Annotated in this window: 18 protein-coding genes; 3 read left to right on the top strand and 15 right to left on the bottom strand. The window is 71.7% G+C overall.

Annotated features, from left to right (window positions below):
* Positions 1-76 precede the first annotated feature (76 nt).
* From yajC to pgsA, 11 genes are all read right to left on the bottom strand, one after another.
* On the bottom strand, positions 77-535 hold the full coding sequence (gene yajC / locus DEJ46_RS32485) for a preprotein translocase subunit YajC (RefSeq protein ID WP_150272078.1): 459 nt from the start codon (positions 533-535) through the stop codon (positions 77-79).
* 165 nt (positions 536-700) lie between these two features.
* Positions 701-1,801, bottom strand: a complete 1,101-nt coding sequence (ruvB, locus tag DEJ46_RS32480; protein WP_150272076.1) for a Holliday junction branch migration DNA helicase RuvB — start codon at positions 1,799-1,801, stop codon at positions 701-703.
* Positions 1,802-1,861: 60 nt separating this feature from the next.
* Entirely contained in the window at positions 1,862-2,494 is a 633-nt protein-coding gene (gene ruvA / locus DEJ46_RS32475) for a Holliday junction branch migration protein RuvA (protein ID WP_150272074.1), read from the bottom strand.
* Entirely contained in the window at positions 2,491-3,090 is a 600-nt protein-coding gene (ruvC, locus tag DEJ46_RS32470) for a crossover junction endodeoxyribonuclease RuvC (RefSeq protein ID WP_150272072.1), read from the bottom strand. The genes ruvA and ruvC overlap by 4 nt, the downstream gene beginning before the upstream one ends.
* A gap of 117 nt (positions 3,091-3,207) precedes the next feature.
* Positions 3,208-3,960: a YebC/PmpR family DNA-binding transcriptional regulator gene (locus tag DEJ46_RS32465; protein ID WP_024758564.1), complete on the bottom strand. Its 753-nt coding sequence runs from the start codon at positions 3,958-3,960 to the stop codon at positions 3,208-3,210.
* 62 nt (positions 3,961-4,022) lie between these two features.
* On the bottom strand, positions 4,023-4,613 hold the full coding sequence (gene pdxT, locus DEJ46_RS32460; RefSeq protein WP_150272070.1) for a pyridoxal 5'-phosphate synthase glutaminase subunit PdxT: 591 nt from the start codon (positions 4,611-4,613) through the stop codon (positions 4,023-4,025).
* A 6-nt stretch (positions 4,614-4,619) separates the two neighbouring features.
* The gene (gene pdxS, locus DEJ46_RS32455) at positions 4,620-5,534 is read right to left on the bottom strand and encodes a pyridoxal 5'-phosphate synthase lyase subunit PdxS (RefSeq protein ID WP_055644543.1); all 915 of its coding nucleotides are present in this window, start codon (positions 5,532-5,534) and stop codon (positions 4,620-4,622) included.
* A 115-nt stretch (positions 5,535-5,649) separates the two neighbouring features.
* Positions 5,650-6,192 (bottom strand): hypothetical protein, encoded by a 543-nt coding sequence (locus DEJ46_RS32450; protein ID WP_150272068.1) that lies wholly within the window; start codon positions 6,190-6,192, stop codon positions 5,650-5,652.
* Positions 6,193-6,575: 383 nt separating this feature from the next.
* The gene (locus DEJ46_RS32445) at positions 6,576-7,730 is read right to left on the bottom strand and encodes a glycosyltransferase family 4 protein (protein WP_150272066.1); all 1,155 of its coding nucleotides are present in this window, start codon (positions 7,728-7,730) and stop codon (positions 6,576-6,578) included.
* Positions 7,727-8,662, bottom strand: coding sequence for a phosphatidylinositol mannoside acyltransferase (locus DEJ46_RS32440; RefSeq protein WP_190623297.1), 936 nt, complete (start codon positions 8,660-8,662; stop codon positions 7,727-7,729). The genes DEJ46_RS32445 and DEJ46_RS32440 overlap by 4 nt, the downstream gene beginning before the upstream one ends.
* 5 nt (positions 8,663-8,667) lie before the next feature.
* Complete coding sequence (pgsA, locus tag DEJ46_RS32435) at positions 8,668-9,327, bottom strand: phosphatidylinositol phosphate synthase (RefSeq protein WP_150272062.1); 660 nt, start codon at positions 9,325-9,327, stop codon at positions 8,668-8,670.
* A gap of 271 nt (positions 9,328-9,598) precedes the next feature.
* Between pgsA and DEJ46_RS32430 the strand changes: the two genes are divergently transcribed.
* Together DEJ46_RS32430 and DEJ46_RS32425 are read left to right on the top strand one after the other, a co-directional pair.
* Positions 9,599-11,794: an elongation factor G-like protein EF-G2 gene (locus DEJ46_RS32430; protein WP_150272060.1), complete on the top strand. Its 2,196-nt coding sequence runs from the start codon at positions 9,599-9,601 to the stop codon at positions 11,792-11,794.
* A 187-nt stretch (positions 11,795-11,981) separates the two neighbouring features.
* Entirely contained in the window at positions 11,982-13,637 is a 1,656-nt protein-coding gene (locus DEJ46_RS32425) for a hypothetical protein (RefSeq protein WP_190623007.1), read from the top strand.
* A 27-nt stretch (positions 13,638-13,664) separates the two neighbouring features.
* Here the strand turns inward: DEJ46_RS32425 and DEJ46_RS32420 are convergent, their stop codons facing one another.
* Positions 13,665-14,228 (bottom strand): HIT family protein, encoded by a 564-nt coding sequence (locus DEJ46_RS32420; protein WP_055644536.1) that lies wholly within the window; start codon positions 14,226-14,228, stop codon positions 13,665-13,667.
* A 65-nt stretch (positions 14,229-14,293) separates the two neighbouring features.
* Here DEJ46_RS32420 and DEJ46_RS32415 point away from each other — a divergent pair, with 65 nt between their 5' ends.
* Entirely contained in the window at positions 14,294-15,007 is a 714-nt protein-coding gene (locus DEJ46_RS32415) for a potassium channel family protein (protein ID WP_150272058.1), read from the top strand.
* Positions 15,008-15,023: 16 nt separating this feature from the next.
* Here DEJ46_RS32415 and thrS read toward each other — a convergent pair whose 3' ends face one another.
* The 3 genes from thrS to DEJ46_RS32400 all read right to left on the bottom strand — a co-directional run bounded on the left by thrS (position 15,024) and on the right by DEJ46_RS32400 (position 19,107).
* On the bottom strand, positions 15,024-17,000 hold the full coding sequence (thrS, locus tag DEJ46_RS32410) for a threonine--tRNA ligase (RefSeq protein ID WP_150272056.1): 1,977 nt from the start codon (positions 16,998-17,000) through the stop codon (positions 15,024-15,026).
* A gap of 206 nt (positions 17,001-17,206) precedes the next feature.
* Positions 17,207-18,541, bottom strand: a complete 1,335-nt coding sequence (locus tag DEJ46_RS32405) for a hypothetical protein (protein WP_150272054.1) — start codon at positions 18,539-18,541, stop codon at positions 17,207-17,209.
* Positions 18,541-19,107, bottom strand: coding sequence for a DUF4365 domain-containing protein (locus DEJ46_RS32400; protein ID WP_150272052.1), 567 nt, complete (start codon positions 19,105-19,107; stop codon positions 18,541-18,543). Before DEJ46_RS32400 ends, DEJ46_RS32405 begins: the two co-directional genes overlap by 1 nt.
* Positions 19,108-19,141: the final 34 nt, after the last annotated feature.

Raw genomic sequence — 19,141 nt, 5'->3', positions numbered from 1 at the left:
GGACCTGCCCCCGCAGACGTGCAACCGTTCCGGGGACCGCGCACGCCTGTGGGCGTGCGCGGGTCCCCGGCCGCGACTACTTCGCGTCGGCCTCGCCGTCGGCCTTGCCGTCCTTCTGCCCCTCGGTCGCGGCCTCGGCCGCGTCCGCCTTCTTCGTCAGGTCCGCCTTCGGCGCCGCGTCCTCGGACTCGGCGGTCTCGGTGAGCGAGGAGGCGTCGTCCGGGACGACGGTGTCGGTGTCCGACTCCGGGTCGTCGCCGTGGACGATGCGGTTGTACTCGGAGTCCTCGAGGACCGCGCCGATCGCGTTCTTGGCGTAGACGGCGTGGACGCCCGGGGCGACCTCGAGGAGGACGGTCTCGTCGCCGATCTCCTTGACGGTGGCGTACATCCCCCCGATCGTCCGCACGCCGGTGCCGGGCTGCATCTCGTCGCGCATCTGCGCGGCCGCCTGCTGCTTCTTCTTCGCAGAGCGGGTCATCAGGAACATGGCCCCGATGAGGACGATGAAGGGGAGGAGGGTCACGATGCTCACGGGACGGGTTTCCTTCGCACGGTCGCGGAGAACCCGCGGCCTGATCTTCGGGGGTGGGCGCGCCGACCAGAAAGGGCGGCAACGGCGGAGTCTAGGCGAGTCCGCATCGATGGAACAACGTCCAGCATCGCACCCTGGTTCCGGTCCGGGCGAGTGTCAGCACCGTCACGCCCCGAAGAGCCCCTGTTGTCCCTTTCCCATGCCATACCCTGCGCCGCCTGAGCCCGCTGCCTGCGGCGGAACCAGTCCGAGGTGCGTCCATGCGGCGGGAGTAGCGACCCGGCCACGGGGTGTGCGGGCCAGCAGTCCTTCGCGTACGAGGAAGGGTTCGGCGACCTCCTCGACGGTCTCGCGCTCCTCCCCCACGGCGACCGCGAGGGTGGACAGGCCGACCGGTCCGCCGCCGAAGAGCTTGAGCAGGGCTTCCAGGACGGCGCGGTCGAGGCGGTCGAGCCCGCGGCTGTCCACCTCGTACACCCGGAGGGCGGCCTCGGCGATCTCCCGGGTGATCGTTCCGTCGGCCTTGACCTGCGCGTAGTCGCGGACCCGGCGCAGGAGGCGGTTGGCGATGCGGGGGGTGCCGCGGGAGCGGCCGGCGATCTCGGCGGCGCCGGCGGGGTCGATCTCGACGTCGAGGAGGCCGGCGGAACGGTGGATGACGCGCTGGAGCTCACTCGGGTCGTAGAACTCCATGTGGGCGGTGAAGCCGAAGCGGTCGCGCAGCGGGGGCGGCAGGAGTCCGGCCCGGGTGGTGGCGCCCACCAGGGTGAAGGGCGGGAGCTCCAGGGGGATGGCGGTGGCACCGGGGCCCTTGCCGACGATGACGTCGACGCGGAAGTCCTCCATCGCCATGTACAGCATCTCCTCGGCGGGCCGGGACATGCGGTGGATCTCGTCGAGGAAGAGGATCTCGCCCTCCTGGAGGGAGGAGAGGATCGCGGCGAGGTCGCCGGCGTGCTGGATGGCGGGGCCGGAGGTGATGCGGATCGGCGCGTTCATCTCGGCCGCGATGATCATCGAGAGGGTGGTCTTGCCGAGGCCGGGGGCGCCGGAGAGCAGCACGTGGTCGGCGGTGGCGCCGCGCTGACGGGCCGCCTTGAGGACCAGGTCGAGCTGCTGACGGACCTTCTCCTGGCCGACGAACTCGCTGAGGTCCTTGGGGCGCAGTGCGGCCTCGACGGCCTGGTCGTCCCCCTCGGCGGCGGCGCCGACGATCCGCGCCTCGGCCTCGGCTGCCTCGGCGGTGGTCTCGTCGTCCCAGTTCACGGTGGATGCCTTCTCGTTCGTACGGTCGGGGTGGCGCCCGGCCCCTCAGGGGGCCGGGGGTCAGCGGGCGCGGTTGAGGGTCTGGAGCGCGGCGCGGAGCAGCTGCGGTACGGGCGCGGTGCCGGTCTCGGCGAGGGCGGCCTCGGCCTGCGGGGTGACGGCGCTGACGGCCTCCTCGGCCTCGCGGCTCGCGTAGCCGAGCCCGATGAGCGCGGCGGACAGCTGCTCGGTCCAGGGCGCGGGCCCGGAGGCGGCGGCGCGCTGAGCGCCGACCATGCCGCTGCTGCCCAGGGGGGCGCCGAGCTTGTCCTTCAGTTCGAGGAGGAGCTTCTGCGCGCCCTTCTTGCCGATGCCGGGGACGGCGGTGAGGGCCTTCTCGTCGCCGGTGGAGACGGCGACCCGCAGCGCGTCGGGGCTGTGCACGCCGAGCATCGCCTGGGCGAGGCGGGGGCCGACGCCGCTGGCGGTCTGGAGCAGCTCGAAGACCTGTCGCTCGTCGTCGTCGGCGAAGCCGTAGAGGGTGAGCGAGTCCTCACGGACGACCAGGGAGGTGGCGAGCCGGGCCTCCTGACCGATCCTCAGGGCGGAGAGGGTGTTCGGCGTGCACTGGACGGCCATGCCCACACCGCCGACCTCGATCACGGCGGTGCTGGGGGCGAGCGCGGCGACCGGGCCGCTGACGAAAGCGATCATCGGGTTCGGCCTTTCACGGCGGATGTCTGGTGCGGGGTGGCCGGCTGCTGCTGGGCGGCCTGGTGTCGGGCGACCGCCTGCTGGAGCCGGTTCTGGGCGACGGCCTGCTGGAGCCGGTTCTGGGCGGGGGCACGCCAGATGTGGCAGATCGCGAGCGCGAGGGCATCGGCGGCATCGGCCGGCTTGGGCGGTGCGGAGAGCCGCAGGAGGCGGGTCACCATGGCCCCGACCTGGGCCTTGTCGGCGCGGCCGCTGCCGGTGACGGCGGCCTTGACCTCACTGGGGGTGTGCAGGGCGACGGGGATGCCGCGCCGCGAGGCGCACAGCATGGCGACCGCGCTCGCCTGGGCCGTGCCCATCACCGTACGCACGTTGTGCTGGCTGAACACCCGCTCCACGGCGACCAGTTCGGGTTCGAAGCGGTCGAGCCACTCCTCGATGCCGCGCTCGATGCCGACCAGGCGCACGCCGATGTCCGCGTCCGCAGCCGTCCGGACCACGCCCACCCCGAGCATGGTCAGGGGCCGGCCGGCGACGCCCTCGACGACGCCGACGCCGCACCGGGTCAGCCCGGGGTCCACCCCGAGAACGCGCACTGTGCCCCTCCCTGGACCGCTGTCGCTCAACTGTTTGTGCAGGCTATCGGGTGCCACTGACAACGCAGCGGGCCGACGGGGGTGTGTCCCCGTCGGCCCGCTGCGGAAGAGCCCTGATCAGGCGTCGACCTTCTCCATGACCTCGTCGCTGACGTCGAAGTTGGCGAAGACGTTCTGCACGTCGTCGCTGTCCTCCAGCGCGTCGATCAGCTTGAACATCTTGCGCGCGCCCTCCTCGTCGAGCTCGACCTGCATGGTCGGGACGAAGCTGGACTCGGCCGAGTCGTAGTCGATGCCGGCCGCCTGGAGAGCGGTACGGACCGCGACCAGGTCGGTGGCCTCGCTGATGATCTCGAAGGACTCACCGAGGTCGTTGACCTCCTCGGCGCCGGCTTCGAGCACCGACTCCAGGACGTCGTCCTCGGACAGCTCGCCCTTGGGGAGCACGACGACGCCCTTGCGGTTGAACAGGTACGAGACCGAGCCCGGGTCGGCCATGGAGCCGCCGTTGCGGGTCATGGCGACGCGGACGTCGGAGGCCGCGCGGTTGCGGTTGTCGGTGAGGCACTCGATGAGCACCGCGACACCGTTCGGGCCGTAACCCTCGTACATGATCGTGGCGTAGTCGACGCCGCCGGCCTCGAGGCCGCCGCCGCGCTTCACCGCGGAGTCGATGTTCTTGTTCGGGACCGAGCTCTTCTTCGCCTTCTGGATGGCGTCGTAGAGCGTCGGGTTGCCGTCCGGGTCGGCACCGCCGGTGCGGGCCGCGACCTCGATGTTCTTGATCAGCTTCGCGAAGAGCTTGCCGCGCTTGGCGTCGATCACGGCCTTCTTGTGCTTCGTCGTAGCCCATTTAGAGTGGCCGGACATCTGCCTGTCTCCTTCGCGTAACCCTTTACTGAACGAACCCGAGAGATCCTACCGGGATCGGATCAGCTCGCGGCGCGCACCATGTCGACGAACAGGCCGTGGATGCGGTGGTCCCCCGTGAGCTCGGGGTGGAACGAGGTCGCCAGGGCGTTCCCCTGCCGTACGGCCACGATGTGACCGCCGTGCTCGGCGAGGACCTCGACCGTGGCACCGACGGACTCGACCCACGGGGCGCGGATGAAGACACCCTCGACGGGCCCGTCCTCGATCCCCGTGACGGCGACACCGGCCTCGAAGGACTCGTTCTGCCGCCCGAAGGCGTTGCGGCGGACGATCATGTCGATGCCGCCGAAGGTCTCCTGGCCCGAACGCGGGTCGAGGATCTTGTCGGCGAGCATGATCAGGCCGGCGCAGGTGCCGTAGACCGGCATGCCCGCGGCGATGCGCTCACGGAGCGGCTCCATGAGGCCGAAGAGCACGGCCAGCTTGGAGATGGTGGTGGACTCACCACCGGGGATGACCAGGCCGTCGACCTCGGCGAGCTCCTCGGGGCGCCGGACCGGCCTGGCCACGGCGTCAGCCGAGGCCAGGGCGATCAGGTGCTCCCGTACGTCGCCCTGGAGGGCCAGGACACCAATCACGGGGGTGCTCATCGGTGCTTACCAGCCCCGGTTGGCGTAGCGCTCGGACTCGGGGAGCGTGTCGCAGTTGATGCCGACCATGGCCTCGCCCAGGTTGCGGGAGGCGTCCGCGATGACCTTCGGGTCGTCGAAGAAGGTGGTGGCCTTCACGATCGCGGCGGCGCGCTTGGCCGGGTCGCCGGACTTGAAGATGCCGGAGCCGACGAAGACGCCCTCGGCGCCGAGCTGGCGCATGAGCGCGGCGTCGGCGGGGGTGGCGACACCACCGGCGGAGAACAGCACGACCGGCAGCTTGCCGAGCTCGGCGACCTCCTTGACGAGCTCGTACGGGGCGCGCAGCTCCTTGGCGGCGGCGAAGAGCTCGTTGTTGTCGAAGCCGCGCAGCTTGGCGATCTCGTTCTTGATCTGGCGCAGGTGGCGGACGGCCTCGACGACGTTGCCGGTGCCGGCCTCGCCCTTGGAGCGGATCATGGCCGCGCCCTCGGCGATGCGACGCAGGGCCTCGCCCAGGTTGGTGGCACCACAGACGAAGGGGGTCGTGAAGGCCCACTTGTCGGAGTGGTTGACCTCGTCGGCCGGGGTCAGGACCTCGGACTCGTCGATGTAGTCGACACCGAGGGACTGCAGGACCTGGGCCTCGACGAAGTGACCGATGCGGGACTTGGCCATGACCGGGATGGAGACCGCGCCGATGATCTCTTCGATCATGTTCGGGTCGGACATGCGGGCCACGCCGCCGTCCTTGCGGATGTCCGCGGGGACCCGCTCCAGGGCCATGACGGCCACGGCGCCGGCGTCCTCGGCGATCTTCGCCTGCTCGGCGTTGACCACGTCCATGATCACGCCGCCCTTGAGCTGCTCGGCCATGCCGCGCTTGACGCGGGCGGTGCCGGTCTCGGGGGACTGGAAGGTGGTGGAAGGCGTGGTGGACACGGATACCTCACTCGTGACAACGGGGGTTGACGACAAGACGAGGAAACAGGCCACAGGGGGGCCACATCAAGGGCCAATGTGGACCCGGTGGATCGTTTTCGCAGGTGACGAGGGTTCAGGCGGGCCGATCGGCAAGGGCCACAGGCGGCTCGTCGTCCATTTCGAAGGCCAGCGGGAAGGGCGCGTGGCCTGCGAGGCGGAACCAGCGGACCTTGCGGTGGCGGCGCAGGGCGCGGGCGGCCCGTACGGCGTCGTTGTGGAAGCGGCGTGCCATCGGCACCCGGCGGACGGCCGCGGCCAGCTCCTCCGCGGCCTCCGGGCCGCCGGGTGCCTCCCGTACGAGCTCCACCTGCTCGGGCTCGCCGAAGACGGCGCGCAGCGCCTGGCTGAGCTCGCTCTCGGCGACCTCGCGGTGGTCCTCCTCGGCCTGCCGGGCGGCGTGCGCGGCCTCGTACAGCACGATCGAGGCGGCGGGGTCGAGGATGCCGGAGGTGGCCAGCTCCTGGGTGACCGAGGCCCGGCGCAGGAGCTGGGCGTCCAGGGCGGCGCGGGCGGCGTCGATACGGGAGTGGAGGCGGTCGAGGCGGCCGGCGGTCCAGCTGAGATAGACGCCGATGAGGATCAGCGCGACGACGGTCCAGATCAGGGTTTCGGTCACGGGCGCACAGGCTACCGGGGCGGTGGCCAGGTCCCTGCCCACGCGACGCCTGGGCAGTCCCCCGGCGCCCCAACCCGTTGTGACCAGTCGCCCCAGCGGGACGATTGCCCACACGGGGGGCGGGATGAGGCACCCCCCCATGCGACGCGCGGTCCCGCGCGGGCCGGGCGAAGGCCCAGCGGGTGGGCGCCGCCCCACAGGTGCACGCCCGCACGGGCCGGCGGGCGCCGTCAGGCAGGTGTGCTCCCGCACGGGCGGGCAGGCACAGCCCGGCGGGGACGCGGCCCACGCGGGCAGAGGGGCACCGCCCGTGCGACGCGCGGTCCCGCGCGCGGAGGGCCGGTCGGCCCGGCCGGCGAGGGTCGGGGCCCTGCGCGGGGCGCCTACAGGCCCAGGCGGGCCCTCAGGCCGCCGACCCGTTCGTCCGTGTCGACCGCCGCCGCGCCGTCCGTGACCGTTTCGTAGACCGCGAGGATGTCCGCGCCGACGGTCGACCAGTCGAAGCGCCGGACGTGCGACGAGCCCCTGGCGCTCAGTTCCGCACGGCGCGTCTCGTCGCCCAGGAGCCGGATCGCCGCGTCCGCGAGCGCGTCCGCGTCCTCGTTGGCGAAGAGCTCGCCCGCTCCGCCCTGGTCGAGGACCTGGGCGAAGGCGTCGAGGTCGGCGGCGAGGACCGGCGCGCCCGCCGACATCGCCTCGACGAGGATGATGCCGAAGCTCTCGCCGCCGGTGTTGGGCGCCACGTACACGTCGACACTGCGCAGCAGCCGCGCCTTGTCCTCGTCGCTGACCATGCCGAGGAACTCCACCCGGGACCGCATCTCGGCCGGCAGCGAGGCCACCGCCTCCTCCTCGTCCCCGCGCCCGGCGACCAGGAGCCGTGCCCCGGGCCGCTCGGTGAGGATGCGGGGCAGGGCGCGCATGAGGACCGGCAGGCCCTTCCTCGGCTCGTCGATCCGTCCGATGAAGCCGATCGTCTCGCCCTGCCACTCCTTCTTCGGCTCGGCGCGGGCGAAGAAGTCCACGTCGACGCCGTTGGGGATGAGGACGGCGTCGCCGCCGAGGTGCTCGACGAGGGTCCGTCGCGCGTACTCGCTCACCGCGATGCGGGCGCTGATCTTCTCCAGGGCGGGCTGGAGGATCGGGTACGCGGCGATCATGGCGCGCGAGCGGGGGTTCGAGGTGTGGAAGGTGGCCACGATCGGCCCCTGCGCCGCCCAGCAGGTGAGCAGGCCCAGGGAGGGCGAGGTCGGCTCGTGGATGTGGACGACGTCGAAGGTGCCGTCGTGCAGCCAGCGGCGTACCCGCGCGGCGGAGAGGAAGCCGAAGTTGAGCCGGGCCACCGAGCCGTTGTACGGGACGGGCACGGCACGGCCGGCCGAGACCACGTACTGCGGGAGCGGTGTGTCCTCGTCGGCGGGGGCGAGGACGGAGACCTCGTGCCCGAGCCGGATGAGGTGCTCGGCGAGGTCGCGGATGTGGAACTGGACGCCGCCCGGCACGTCCCAGGAGTACGGGCAGACGATGCCGATCCTCACGTGGTCCGCTCCCCTTCCCGGTCCGGGCTCCGCGGAGCCTCGGGGCGTTCCTCCAGGTCGGCGAGCCACAGTCGCTGCAGCATGTGCCAGTCCTCCGGGTGGTCCGCGATGCCGGTGGCGAAGGCGTCGGCGAGGGCCTGCGTCATCAGGGACGTCCTGTCGGCCCGCGTACCCGACTCGGGTACGTCGACGGGCGGGTGGATCCGCCCCCGCATGACGGCCGTGTCGTCGTACCAGAGCGTCACGGGCAGCAGCAGCGCACCCGTCTGCTGCGCGAGGATCGCCGGTCCCGCCGGCATCCGCGCCGTGTCGCCGAAGAACGTGACCTCGACGCCGGACGCGGACAGGTCGCGGTCGGCGACGAGACAGACCAGCCCGCCGGCCCGCAGCCGCCGCGCGAGCGTCCCGAAGGCGGAACCCCCGGTGTGCGGGAGGACCTCCATGCCGAGGGACTCGCGGTAGGCGACGAAGCGGTCGTACAGCGTCTCCGGCTTCAGCCGCTCCGCGACCGTCGTGAACGGCACACCGAGCGCGCGCGTCACCCACACGCCGGCCAGGTCCCAGTTGGCCAGGTGCGGCAGCGCGAGGATGACGCCGCGCCCGGCGGCGAGCCCGTCGAGCAGATAGTGGGCGTCCTTGATGTCGACGTCGCGCTCGACCCGCTCCTTGGTCCAGGTCGGCAGCCGGAAGGACTCCATCCAGTACCGCATGTACGAGCGCATGCCGGCCTTCGACAGCTCGGCGAGCCGCTCGGGCGTGGCGTCCGGCACCACGCGCGCGAGGTTGGACTCCAGCCGCAGGACGCTCTTGCCGCGCCGCTTCCAGGTGAAGTCGGCGATCCGACGGCCGAGGCCGGTCGCCACCGGCTCCGGCAGTTTCTTCACGGTCGACCAGCCGAGGCCGTACACCCCGTCGGTCAGCCTGTCCTTCAGCGCGCTCACGTGGTCGCCTCGCTCCCCCTGGCCGCGGCGTCCGCCTCGGCCGACTCCCGCCGTACCGTCACCACGCGCTGCCCCAGGGTCACCGCGCTGCCGACCGCCACGATCCACAGGGCGATCGGGAGCAGCACCTGGACGCCGGGCACGCCGAAGGCGTGGAGTCCGGCGAGACCGGCGGCGACCAGCGAGATGACGAGGCGCTCGGCGCGCTCGATCAGTCCGTTGACCGCGACCGGCAGGCCAATCGATTCGCCACGGGCCTTGGTGTACGACACGACCTGGCCGCTCGCGAGGCAGAAGATGGCGACGGCGCACAGCATGTTGTCATCGCCCTTGCCCGCGTACCAGAGCGCGAAGCCGCCGAAGATCGCGCCGTCCGCGACCCGGTCGAGCGTCGAGTCGAGGAACGCCCCCCAGCGGCTGGAGATCCCCGCCTGCCGGGCCATGTTGCCGTCGACGAGGTCGGAGAAGACGAAGAGGGTGATGACGATCGTGCCCCAGAAGAATTCTCCCCGGGGGAAGAAGACCAGCGCACCGGCCATCACTCCCGCAGTGCCGATGAGCGTGACCGCGTCCGGAGTGACGCCCCGGCGGAGCAGAAACGCGGCGAACGGAGTGAGGACACGCGTGAAAAAGGCACGCGCGTACTTGTTCAGCATGGCCTTCCCGAGGTTCGGTGGGCCGCGCGGCCCCTATGACCACCGGCTCACCCATCGTAGCCACGCGCGCGGCGCCGACGTGGCGGGCACCCGTTCCCGTCGCGTCGCCGCCCTCCAGGAGGCCGGTCCGTGTACGACGTATGGACGCGCCCGGAAGCCGGTGCAAAGCTCGAAGGACCACCGCGGGCACCCGCAGGAGCCGCACCGCGACACGCCACTCCCCCGCGCCCGCGTCCCGCCGCACAGTGCGAGCAGTCGGGAGGAACACATCATGGGTGACAAGGCGAACACGGCCACCGGAGCCGCCGGCAGGGCTTTGACGGCCGACCGGCCCGCGTCCGTACGGAACGTGGTGCTGGTCGGCCACAGCGGATCCGGCAAGACGACCCTCGTCGAGGCACTCGCCCAGGCCACCGGGGCGGTCAACCGGGCAGGGCGCGTCGAGGACGGCGGGACGGTCTCCGACTACGACGAGATCGAGCACCGCCAGCAGCGCTCCGTACAGCTCTCCCTCGTCCCGGTCGGCTGGGACGGATTCAAGATCAATCTCCTCGACACCCCCGGGTACGCCGACTTCGTCGGGGAGCTGAGGGCCGGTCTGCGGGCGGCGGACGCGGCCCTCTTCGTCGTCTCGGCCGCGCAGGAGGCCGATGCGGTCGCCGCATCCGCCCGGATGGTCTGGGAGGAGTGCGCCGCCGTCGGCATGCCCCGGGCCATCGTCGTCACCCACCTCGACACCGCCCGCACCGACTTCACCGAGCTCACCGCGGTCTGCGCCGACCTCTTCGGGCACGACGACCCGGACGCCGTCCTCCCCCTCTATCTGCCGGTGCGCGGCACCGAGGGCGCCGACGGGCACGCCCCCGCCACGGGCCTCGTCGGTCTGCTCTCGGAGCGGATCCTCGACTACTCGACGGGCGTGCGGCGCGAGGAGGAGCCCGACGAGGGCCAGCGGGAGCTGATCGCGGAGGCCCGTTCCCGGCTCATCGAGGGGATCATCGCCGAGAGCGAGGACGAGACCCTCATGGACCGCTACCTCGGCGGCGAGGAGATCGACGTGAAGACGCTCGTCGACGACCTGGAGAAGGCCGTCGCCCGGGGCAGCTTCCATCCGGTCCTCGCGGCCGCCCCCGCCGCCGACGGCGGGACGCAGGGCCTCGGCACGATCGAGCTCCTCGAACTGATCACGCGCGGCTTCCCCTCTCCCCTGGAGCACGAGCCGCCCGCCGTCACCACGCCCGACGGGCAGCCCAGGCCGCCGGCCACCTGCGACCCCGACGGCCCCCTGGTCGCGGAGGTCGTGAAGACCGCCGCCGACCCCTATGTCGGCCGGATCTCCCTGGTACGGGTCTTCTCCGGGACCCTGCGCCCCGACGAGACCGTGCACGTCTCCGGCCACGGCCTGGCCGACCGGGGCCACGAGGACCACGACGTCGACGAGCGGATCGGCGGCCTCACCTCGCCCTTCGGCAAGCAGCAGCGGCCCATGGCGCACTGTGTCGCCGGGGACCTCGCCTGTGTGGCCCGGCTCGGCCGCGCCGAGACCGGCGACACGATCTCCGCGAAGGCCGAACCGCTCCTCATGGAGCCGTGGAGCATGCCGGAGCCACTGCTGCCGCTCGCCGTCGAGGCGCACAGCAAGGCCGACGAGGACCGGCTCTCGCAGGGCCTCGCCCGACTGGTCGCCGAGGACCCGACCATGCGCCTCGAACAGAACCAGGACACCCGTCAGGTGGTGCTGTGGTGCCTGGGCGAGGCCCACCAGGACGTCGTCCTCGAACGGCTCCGTGGGCGGTACGGGGTCCAGGTCGACGCCGTGCCGTACAAGGTGTCGCTGCGCGAGACCTTCGGCAGCGCCTCGGCCGGCCGGGGCCGGCACGTCAAGCAGTCCGGCGGCCACGGCCAGTTCGCGATCTGCGAGATCGACGTCGAGCCGCTGCCGGCGGGCAGCGGCGTCGAGTTCGTCGACAAGGTGGTCGGCGGCTCGGTCCCCCGCCAGTTCATCGCCTCCGTCGAGAAGGGGGTGCGGGCGCAGGCCGCCCGGGGCGTCGCCGCCGGCCACCCGCTCGTCGACGTCCGGATCACCCTCAAGGACGGCAAGGCGCACTCGGTCGACTCCTCCGACGCCGCCTTCCAGACGGCCGGGGCACTGGCGCTGCGCGAGGCGGCCGCCGACGTCCCCGTCCATCTCCTGGAGCCGGTGGCCGAGGTCCAGGTCCTCGTCCCCGACGAGTACGTCGGCCCGGTCATGAGCGATCTGTCGGGGCGGCGCGGCCGGGTCGTCGGCACCGAGCAGGCGGGGCCGGGACGGACCCTGGTCAGGGCGGAGGTGCCGGAGATGGAGATCAGCCGGTACGCGATCGACCTGCGCTCCGTCTCGCACGGCACGGGCCGCTTCGACCGCGTCTACGCCCGGCACGAGCCGATGCCTCCGCATCTCGCGGACAAGATCCGCGAACAGGCCTGAAAAGGCGCCTGCTTGACGGAGCGACAGCGACGGACGTCCGCTCGGCGCACGCCGGGCGGACGTCATTCGGCCGTCGATATCCACAGGCCGTGACGCATCAGGCGGTACCCGGTTACGCTGTGGTGCCCAGCTCAGAAGGTGTGCGGGGCGCGGCAGTTGGGAACAGCCCGCACAGGTGATCGCGGCGATGGGGGCGACAGTGGCTTTCGACGGATTCGGACCCGGGGCGCAAGTCCCCCTCATGGGCTCGGACGGGCAGACGGGGGCGACCCAGGCCCTTGCCTCGGCCGCGTACCGGGACAGCCCGCTCTCGACGATCCAGGAGGCGGACAACGACCTCTACAAGACGACGGTCAAGGAAGGGAAATGGGGGCTCTTCCGCCCCGACCTCGGCGAGGCCTTCTCCCGCGCCGTCCAGGTCCGGGTCCTCGGCGGCGCCCGCAAGGCGCTCATCCAGTCCTTCGGCGCCGACCCCCAGCCGGTCGTCGAGCACTGCCTCGCCGCCACGCACATCCGCAGGCAGCGGGACATCAAGCTGACGCTGATCACCTTCGTGTGCGGGGTGCTCTTCCTGCCCGGCCTGCTGCTGTGGCTCGGCGTCATCCAGCTCCGCCGCCTCGCCGCCGGCAAGGAGAACAAGCGCGCGGGCGCCCTCGGCACCGCCCTCCTCTTCGCGGCCGGCATCTTCGCCGCGATCGTCCTGATCAAGCTGCCCTTCGACGGCATCCTGCCCAACTACCTGCGCGCCATGATCGTCGCGCCGGTCGTGGGCTGGTTCCTCGCGCGCCGGATCTGCGAGAGGTACGCGGTCGACCTGCGGGAGCGCTGGACGGGTCTGCTCAGCGGCGGCGGCGTCGGTCCGCACGTCCCCAAGTCCGCTCCGCACGACCCGGGCGAGAAGTCCGCGGAGGAGCTCCGGGTCAATCTGGAGAAGCTCTCCGCCGAGCAGCAGTCCAACATCGTCTTCTATGCGGGCGCCAAGGGTGTCCTCGGTCTCGGCACCCGCTGGGGCAGCTGGACGCTCGCCGAGGAGCTCGTCCCGCAGGCGGGCCGGGAGATCCACGCGTTCCGCGCCTGGGACGTCATACGGAAGATCCACGACGAGCTCACGCTCCTGGAGCGCGGCTCCCTCAAGACGGGCTTCCCCAAGCCGACCGTCAAGCACTGGATCATCTCGCCGGTCGGGGAGGGCGCCGACGAGGTCACCCGTCCCGAGGGCGACAGCATCGTGCACTACCAGGTCAAGCCGCACGAGATACAGCGCATCTGCAACGACCAGCAGTTCGGCGCGGGCAACCGCCACTATCTCGGGGTGCAGTTCACGCTCTGGGACGGGAACCTCGTCCTGACGATGATGGTGACCGTCACGTCGCTGCTCCACACCCTGCGGATCGAGGTCACCGGCCACGCGCTCGGGCCCGTGCACGGCCTTTTCACCACGAAGCCGAAGGCGAAGACCAAGGAGGTCTCCAAGACCGTCCGCTTCTGGGAGACGCGGGAGATCCAGCAGCCGCTCCTGGAGACCGACGACATCGTCCGGCTCGCCGTGCGCGCCCCGCTGACCTGGTATCCGCCGGTCCTGGAGTTCCTCGGCGGCAAGATGGTCCTGCCCGAGCCCTTCGGGCTCCGGCACGTCTGGGCCGGCCCGCTCTGGAAGAACCGCTTCATGGCCGACGACGCCATCCGCATGGCCACGCCGGTACTGCGGGCCGTGCACGCCGCGACCGTGAGGATGCTCGACGACCACGGGGTGGACACGGAGCGCTTCACCAACCGGTCGATGTTCCTCGGCGGCGCCGTCCAGGACCCGGGCCCGAAGAAGGCCGACGTCTACGACGCCTGACCCGGGTCACCCGTACGGACGGACGGATCAGATGGTGGCCGGCCAGGCGTCGGCCAGCATCTTCCGGGTGTCCGCGAGCAACTGCGGAAGCACCTTGGTGTGCCCGACGACCGGCATGAAGTTGGTGTCGCCGCCCCAGCGCGGCACCACGTGCTGGTGCAGGTGCGCGGCGATCCCCGCGCCCGCGACGGCGCCCTGGTTCATGCCGATGTTGAAGCCGTGCGCACCCGAGGCCGTCCGCAGCGCGACCATCGCGCGCTTGGTCAGGTCGGCGAGCTCCGCCGTCTCCGCCGCGTCCAGGTCCGTGTAGTCGGCGACGTGCCGGTAGGGGACGACCATGAGGTGGCCGCCGTTGTACGGGTAGAGGTTGAGGACCGCGTACACGCTCTCGCCGCGGGCGATCACCAGCCCGTCCTCGTCGGACTTCGACGGAATCGAGCAGAACGGACAGCCGTCGTCGGCACCCGGTCCGGTCGGCTTGTTCTCACCCTGGATGTACGCCATCCGGTGAGGCGTCCACAGTCGCTGGAACGCGTCCCGCGTCCCGACTCCGATCTGCTGCTCCGGCTCAGTCGTCATGCTGTGCAGCATATTGCGTCGCCCGTTCGGAACGTGTCGCCGGGGCGGAAGATCCATGCAGCCGCCATGCTGATCCGATGAGCGACAGGTCACCGAACCCGCCCCGGCTGGAGCGCTGGGACCGCCGTATGGAGGTGCCGCTCGCGGTGGCCTCCGTGGTCTACCTGGCCGGCTACGCGGTGCGCATCCTCGCCCATCACCACCTGTCCGAGGGCTGGCTCGACCTCATCCTCGCGGTCACCCTCGCCTCCTGGGCCCTCTTCGTCGCGGACTACGCGGTACGGCTCCGGCTCAGCGGCCTCGGCCCGCTCCGTTTCCTCCGCACCCACCTCCTCGACACGGTGGTCGTGATCCTGCCGCTGCTGCGGCCGGTGCGGATGGTCGACATCTACAACCAGATCCAGCGCCGCCACGACGAGCCGCGCCTCGGCCTCTACGCGCGCGTGATGGTCTACTCCGGCCTCACCGTGGCCCTGCTCGGCTTCGCGGGCGCCCTCACCGTCTACCGGTACGAGGCGGACGCCCCCGGCGCCACGATCCTCACCTTCGGCGACGCCGTGTGGTGGACCTGCGCCACGCTCGCGACGGTGGGGTACGGCGACGTGGTGCCGGTGACGCCCGTGGGCAGGGTGGTGGCGGTGGGCGTGATGGCCTGCGGCCTCGCCCTCCTCGGCGCGGTGACGGGTTCGTTCTCGTCCTGGCTGATCCAGGCGTTCAGACGGGAGGACGAGAAGGACGAGGAGACGGGGAACGGGGGAAGGCCCCCGGGGAACTCCCCGGGGGCCTCCTGAACTCGCTCCGGGCCCGTCAGACCTGGACGCGGTCCTCGACGATCTTGGCGATCTTGGCGATGGCCTCGTCGACGGGGATGCCGTTCTCCTGCGAACCGTCGCGGTAGCGGAAGGAGACGGCGCCGGCGGCCATGTCCTCGTCACCCGCGATGATCATGAACGGGACCTTCTGCTTCTGCGCGTTCCGGATCTTCTTCTGCATCCGGTCCGAGGAGGAGTCGACGTCCACCCGCAGGCCCTGCTTCTTCGCCTTGGCGGCGAACTCGTGCAGGTAGTCGACGTGCGCGTCGCCGATCGGGATACCGGTCGCCTGCACCGGCGCCAGCCACGGCGGCATCGCACCCGCGTAGTGCTCGAGGAGCACCGCGAAGAAGCGCTCGATGGAACCGAAGAGCGCGCGGTGGATCATGACCGGGCGCTGCTTGGTGCCGTCCGGGGAGGTGTACTCGAGGTCGAAGCGCTCCGGCAGGTTGAAGTCGAGCTGCACGGTCGACATCTGCCAGGTACGGCCGATGGCGTCCCGCGCCTGCACCGAGATCTTCGGGCCGTAGAACGCGGCGCCGCCCGGGTCGGGGGTCAGCGGGAGGCCCTGCTTCTCGGCGACCTGCTGGAGGACCGCGGTGGCCTCCTCCCACACCTCGTCGGAGCCGACGAACTTCTCCGGGTCCTTGGTGGACAGCTCCAGGTAGAAGTCGTTCAGACCGTAGTCGCGGAGCAGGTTGAGGACGAAGGTGAGGGTCTTGTCGAGCTCCTCCGCCATCTGCTCGCGGGTGCAGTAGATGTGCGCGTCGTCCTGGGTGAAGCCCCGGGCGCGGGTCAGGCCGTGCACGACGCCGGACTTCTCGTACCGGTACACGGTGCCGAACTCGAACAGGCGCAGCGGCAGCTCACGGTAGGAGCGCCCGCGCGCGTCGAAGATCAGGTTGTGCATCGGGCAGTTCATGGGCTTGAGGTAGTAGTCCACGCCCTCGTCGAGCTGCATGGGCGGGTACATGCCCTCGGCGTACCAGTCCAGGTGGCCCGACTTCTCGAACAGCTTGCCCTTGGTGGCGTGCGGCGAGTAGACGAACTCGTAGCCCTCCTCCTCGTGGCGCTTGCGCGAGTAGTCCTCCATGACCCGGCGGATGATGCCGCCCTTGGGGTGGAAGACCGCGAGGCCGGAGCCGATCTCGTCCGGGACGGAGAAGAGGTCCAGCTCGTTGCCGAGCTTGCGGTGGTCGCGCTTCTCGGCCTCGGCCAGGAAGTCGAGGTGGGCCTTCAGCTCGTCCTTCGACGGCCAGGCGGTGCCGTAGATGCGCTGGAGCATCGGGTTCTTCTCGCTGCCGCGCCAGTAGGCGGCGGCGTTGCGCATGAGCTTGAACGCCGGGATGTTCCGGGTGGTCGGCAGGTGGGGACCGCGGCAGAGGTCCTTCCAGCACAGCTCGCCGGTCTTGGCGTCGAGGTTGTCGTAGATGCTCAGCTCGCCGCCGCCGACCTCGACGTTGGCGCCGTCGTCGGTGGACGCGGAGCCCTTGATGCCGATGAGCTCCAGCTTGTACGGCTCGTCGGCGAGCTCCTCGCGGGCGGCCTCGTCGGTCACCACGCGGCGGGAGAAGCGCTGGCCGCGCTTCTGGATCTCCTGCATCTTCTTCTCGATGACCTTGAGGTCCTCGGGAGTGAAGGGCTTCTCGACGTCGAAGTCGTAGTAGAAGCCGTCCCGGACCGGCGGGCCGATGCCCAGCTTGGCCTCGGGGAAGAGCTCCTGCACGGCCTGGGCCATGACGTGCGCGGTGGAGTGGCGCAGGATGTCGAGACCGTCCGGGGAGGAGATCTCGACGCCCTCGACGACATCGCCCTCGGCGAGCTCGTACGAGAGGTCCTTCAGCTCGCCACCGACGCGGGCGGCGATGACGGTGCGGTCGTCGGCGAAGAGGGCACCGGCGGTGGTGCCCGCGCTCACCGCCCTCTCCTCTGCCTCCGAGGCGGACTGGACGGTCACACGGACTTCAGACACTGGTGTTCTTCTTCCATTGGGGCGCAGGCAGGCACGAGGTGCCGGCGCCGGCGGTGCGCGGCAGAGACGAGGTGCCGCGTCGCCGCCGATCTTACCGATCCGACCCGGTCACCCGCGAAACGGTTTCCGCCGCCCGCGGCCTTGCCCGGCGCCCGGGATCACTCCCCGTGCCCCGGGCCACCGGTCCGCGCCCGGCGCCCCGCCCCTCACTCCTCGTCCGGGCCGCAGGCCTCCTCGAAGAAGTCGAGGTTCTCGTGGAGCGACTTCATCAGCCGGTCCCGCTCCGCCTCGTCGACCTGGACGGGGACGACCTCGGCGGCGTCGGTCAGCCGCCGGAAGCCGCCCCGGCTCTCCAGGCGGCCCACGACCCGGATGGGCAGCCCGACGAGATGGGCGTGGACGGCGGTGCGGTACGCCTCCTCGCCGAGGGTGACGCGGACGTGCGGGACCTCCGCCCCGCCGAGCACGCGCAGCCGGACGGTGCCGTCGCCGCGCGCCCCCGAGCGGCGCATGCGGACGACGGCCCCGGTGATGCGTACCGGCACGGAGGGCTCGTCGGTCAGATAGCGGGCGCTCGCCTCCCGCAGGGCGGGCAGGTCGCCGGGCGAGAACTCGACGGGTTCGGGGCGGGCCGCGCACCCCTCGGGCGCTCCGGCGGCCGGGGCCCATTCGAGGGCGACCCTGGCGCCCTCGGTGCCCCGGACCAGGGCGATGAGGGCCTCGGTGAGTTCGCGGCTGACGCCGGCCTCGACGGCGGCGTCGAAGGCCTCCATGCCGCCGGTGGCCCGCTGGTAGTCGGTGGCCTCCCGGGCCGCGTAGAGCGCGTGGTAGAGCCGGACGGCGATCGGGCGGCCCGGCTGGACGGGCAGGAAGGCGGTCAGGCCGCGCCCGCCGGGGGCGGCGCCCACGACGACCGTCTCCAGGGAGGCCTGGGCCGGCCGGCGGTGGCGGGCGCCGTGGTAGCCGGCCCGGCCGCGCACGGCGAGGGCGCCCGCGAGGAGCAGCTGGCGGGCCGCCGACCTGAGCTGTTCCTGCACCGTCCAGGGGACCGTGCCGGCCGGGCCCGGTGGGACGTCGCGCCACCAGCGGATCTCGTCGCTGGGGACGGAGAGGCCGGTGAGGACCTCGCGCGCGGAGGGCGTGCCGCTGTGGGCGAGGGCGGCGAGCGCCTCGCCGAGCAGGTCCTCGCAGTCCGGGAAGGCCCGGCTCTCCGGGACGAGCAGGCTCGTGCCGCCGCTTCCCGTGCCGCCGCCGGGTCCGCCGGGCGGGGTCCAGCGGCTGTAGCGCCCGGCGGCACCGCCGCGCCGTCGCCAGCCGTGGCGGGCGAGGAGGGCGCCGAGGACGCGCGGGTCGACCCGGCCGGGGTCGGGTGCGCCGTGGGCGTCGGCCCAGGGCCCGGCGGGCGGGGCGGGGATCCCGGTCCAGTGGCCGGGGGTGTCGCCGGGCGCCGGGTGGGGGCGGTAGGGCGGCGGAACGGGGACGGGGCCGCGCCCGGCCCCGTCCCCCTCCCCGAATCCTGGTTCGTCTGCGGACCGGTGCATCAAGGTCTCCCTCCCACGCCGACCCGGGTCATGATCTCGCAGAGCGCCCGGTCGTCGAAGATCCGTGCCGTCGGGATGCGCACGGTGGTCCGGCGGCGTCCCGTGACCGGGTGTCCGGCCAGGTTGGTCCAGTAGCAGCAGTGCCGCAGATCGAGCCGGTCGTGGCTCGCCCTCAGCCAGTCCTCCTGGGCCCTCGGGACGAGCATCACGACCAGGATCTTGTGCACGGACACGGGCGTCCGGGCGAGTTTCACCAGGTGGTCGTTGTCGAGGGTGAAGGAGAACGTGCTTCCCGGCGGGCGGGGAGGGATCTGGTAGGTGCACTTGAGCTGCACCTTGATGGTGACTTCGTCGTCGACGGTGTGTCCGGGCGAACCGTGGCTCACGTGCCAGTCGATGCCGTTGTCCGGAAAGGGCTGGGACAGCGAGCAGCCGGCCGCGGCGGCGACGGCGTGCAGGTATCCCACCTGAAGGGTCTCCATGCATGCGGTGGTGGCGAGTGAGCCGCGCGTCGGTGCCAGCCCCTGGGGCGGCAGCCCTCCCGACTCGGGCTGGGCGAGCGCCATGTCGTTTTTCCTTCCCCGTCCCCTCTGTTGTGAC

Origin of the sequence: Streptomyces venezuelae (genome assembly GCF_008642375.1) — a bacterium.
GTDB lineage: Bacteria > Actinomycetota > Actinomycetes > Streptomycetales > Streptomycetaceae > Streptomyces > Streptomyces venezuelae_G.
The sequence above is the reverse complement of the archived record's forward strand: the minus strand, read 5'-3'. Positions and strand labels throughout refer to the sequence as shown.

Coding starts and splice junctions, on each gene's coding strand:
- ruvA (WP_150272074.1), bottom strand. CDS start 2,494: ATGATCGCTTTCGTCAGCGGCCCGGTCGCCGCGCTCGCCCCCAGCACC.
- DEJ46_RS32465 (WP_024758564.1), bottom strand. CDS start 3,960: ATGTCCGGCCACTCTAAATGGGCTACGACGAAGCACAAGAAGGCCGTG.
- pdxT (WP_150272070.1), bottom strand. CDS start 4,613: ATGAGCACCCCCGTGATTGGTGTCCTGGCCCTCCAGGGCGACGTACGG.
- pgsA (WP_150272062.1), bottom strand. CDS start 9,327: ATGCTGAACAAGTACGCGCGTGCCTTTTTCACGCGTGTCCTCACTCCG.
- DEJ46_RS32430 (WP_150272060.1), top strand. CDS start 9,599: ATGGGTGACAAGGCGAACACGGCCACCGGAGCCGCCGGCAGGGCTTTG.
- DEJ46_RS32425 (WP_190623007.1), top strand. CDS start 11,982: ATGGGGGCGACAGTGGCTTTCGACGGATTCGGACCCGGGGCGCAAGTC.
- DEJ46_RS32420 (WP_055644536.1), bottom strand. CDS start 14,228: ATGCTGCACAGCATGACGACTGAGCCGGAGCAGCAGATCGGAGTCGGG.
- DEJ46_RS32415 (WP_150272058.1), top strand. CDS start 14,294: ATGAGCGACAGGTCACCGAACCCGCCCCGGCTGGAGCGCTGGGACCGC.
- DEJ46_RS32405 (WP_150272054.1), bottom strand. CDS start 18,541: ATGCACCGGTCCGCAGACGAACCAGGATTCGGGGAGGGGGACGGGGCC.
- DEJ46_RS32400 (WP_150272052.1), bottom strand. CDS start 19,107: ATGGCGCTCGCCCAGCCCGAGTCGGGAGGGCTGCCGCCCCAGGGGCTG.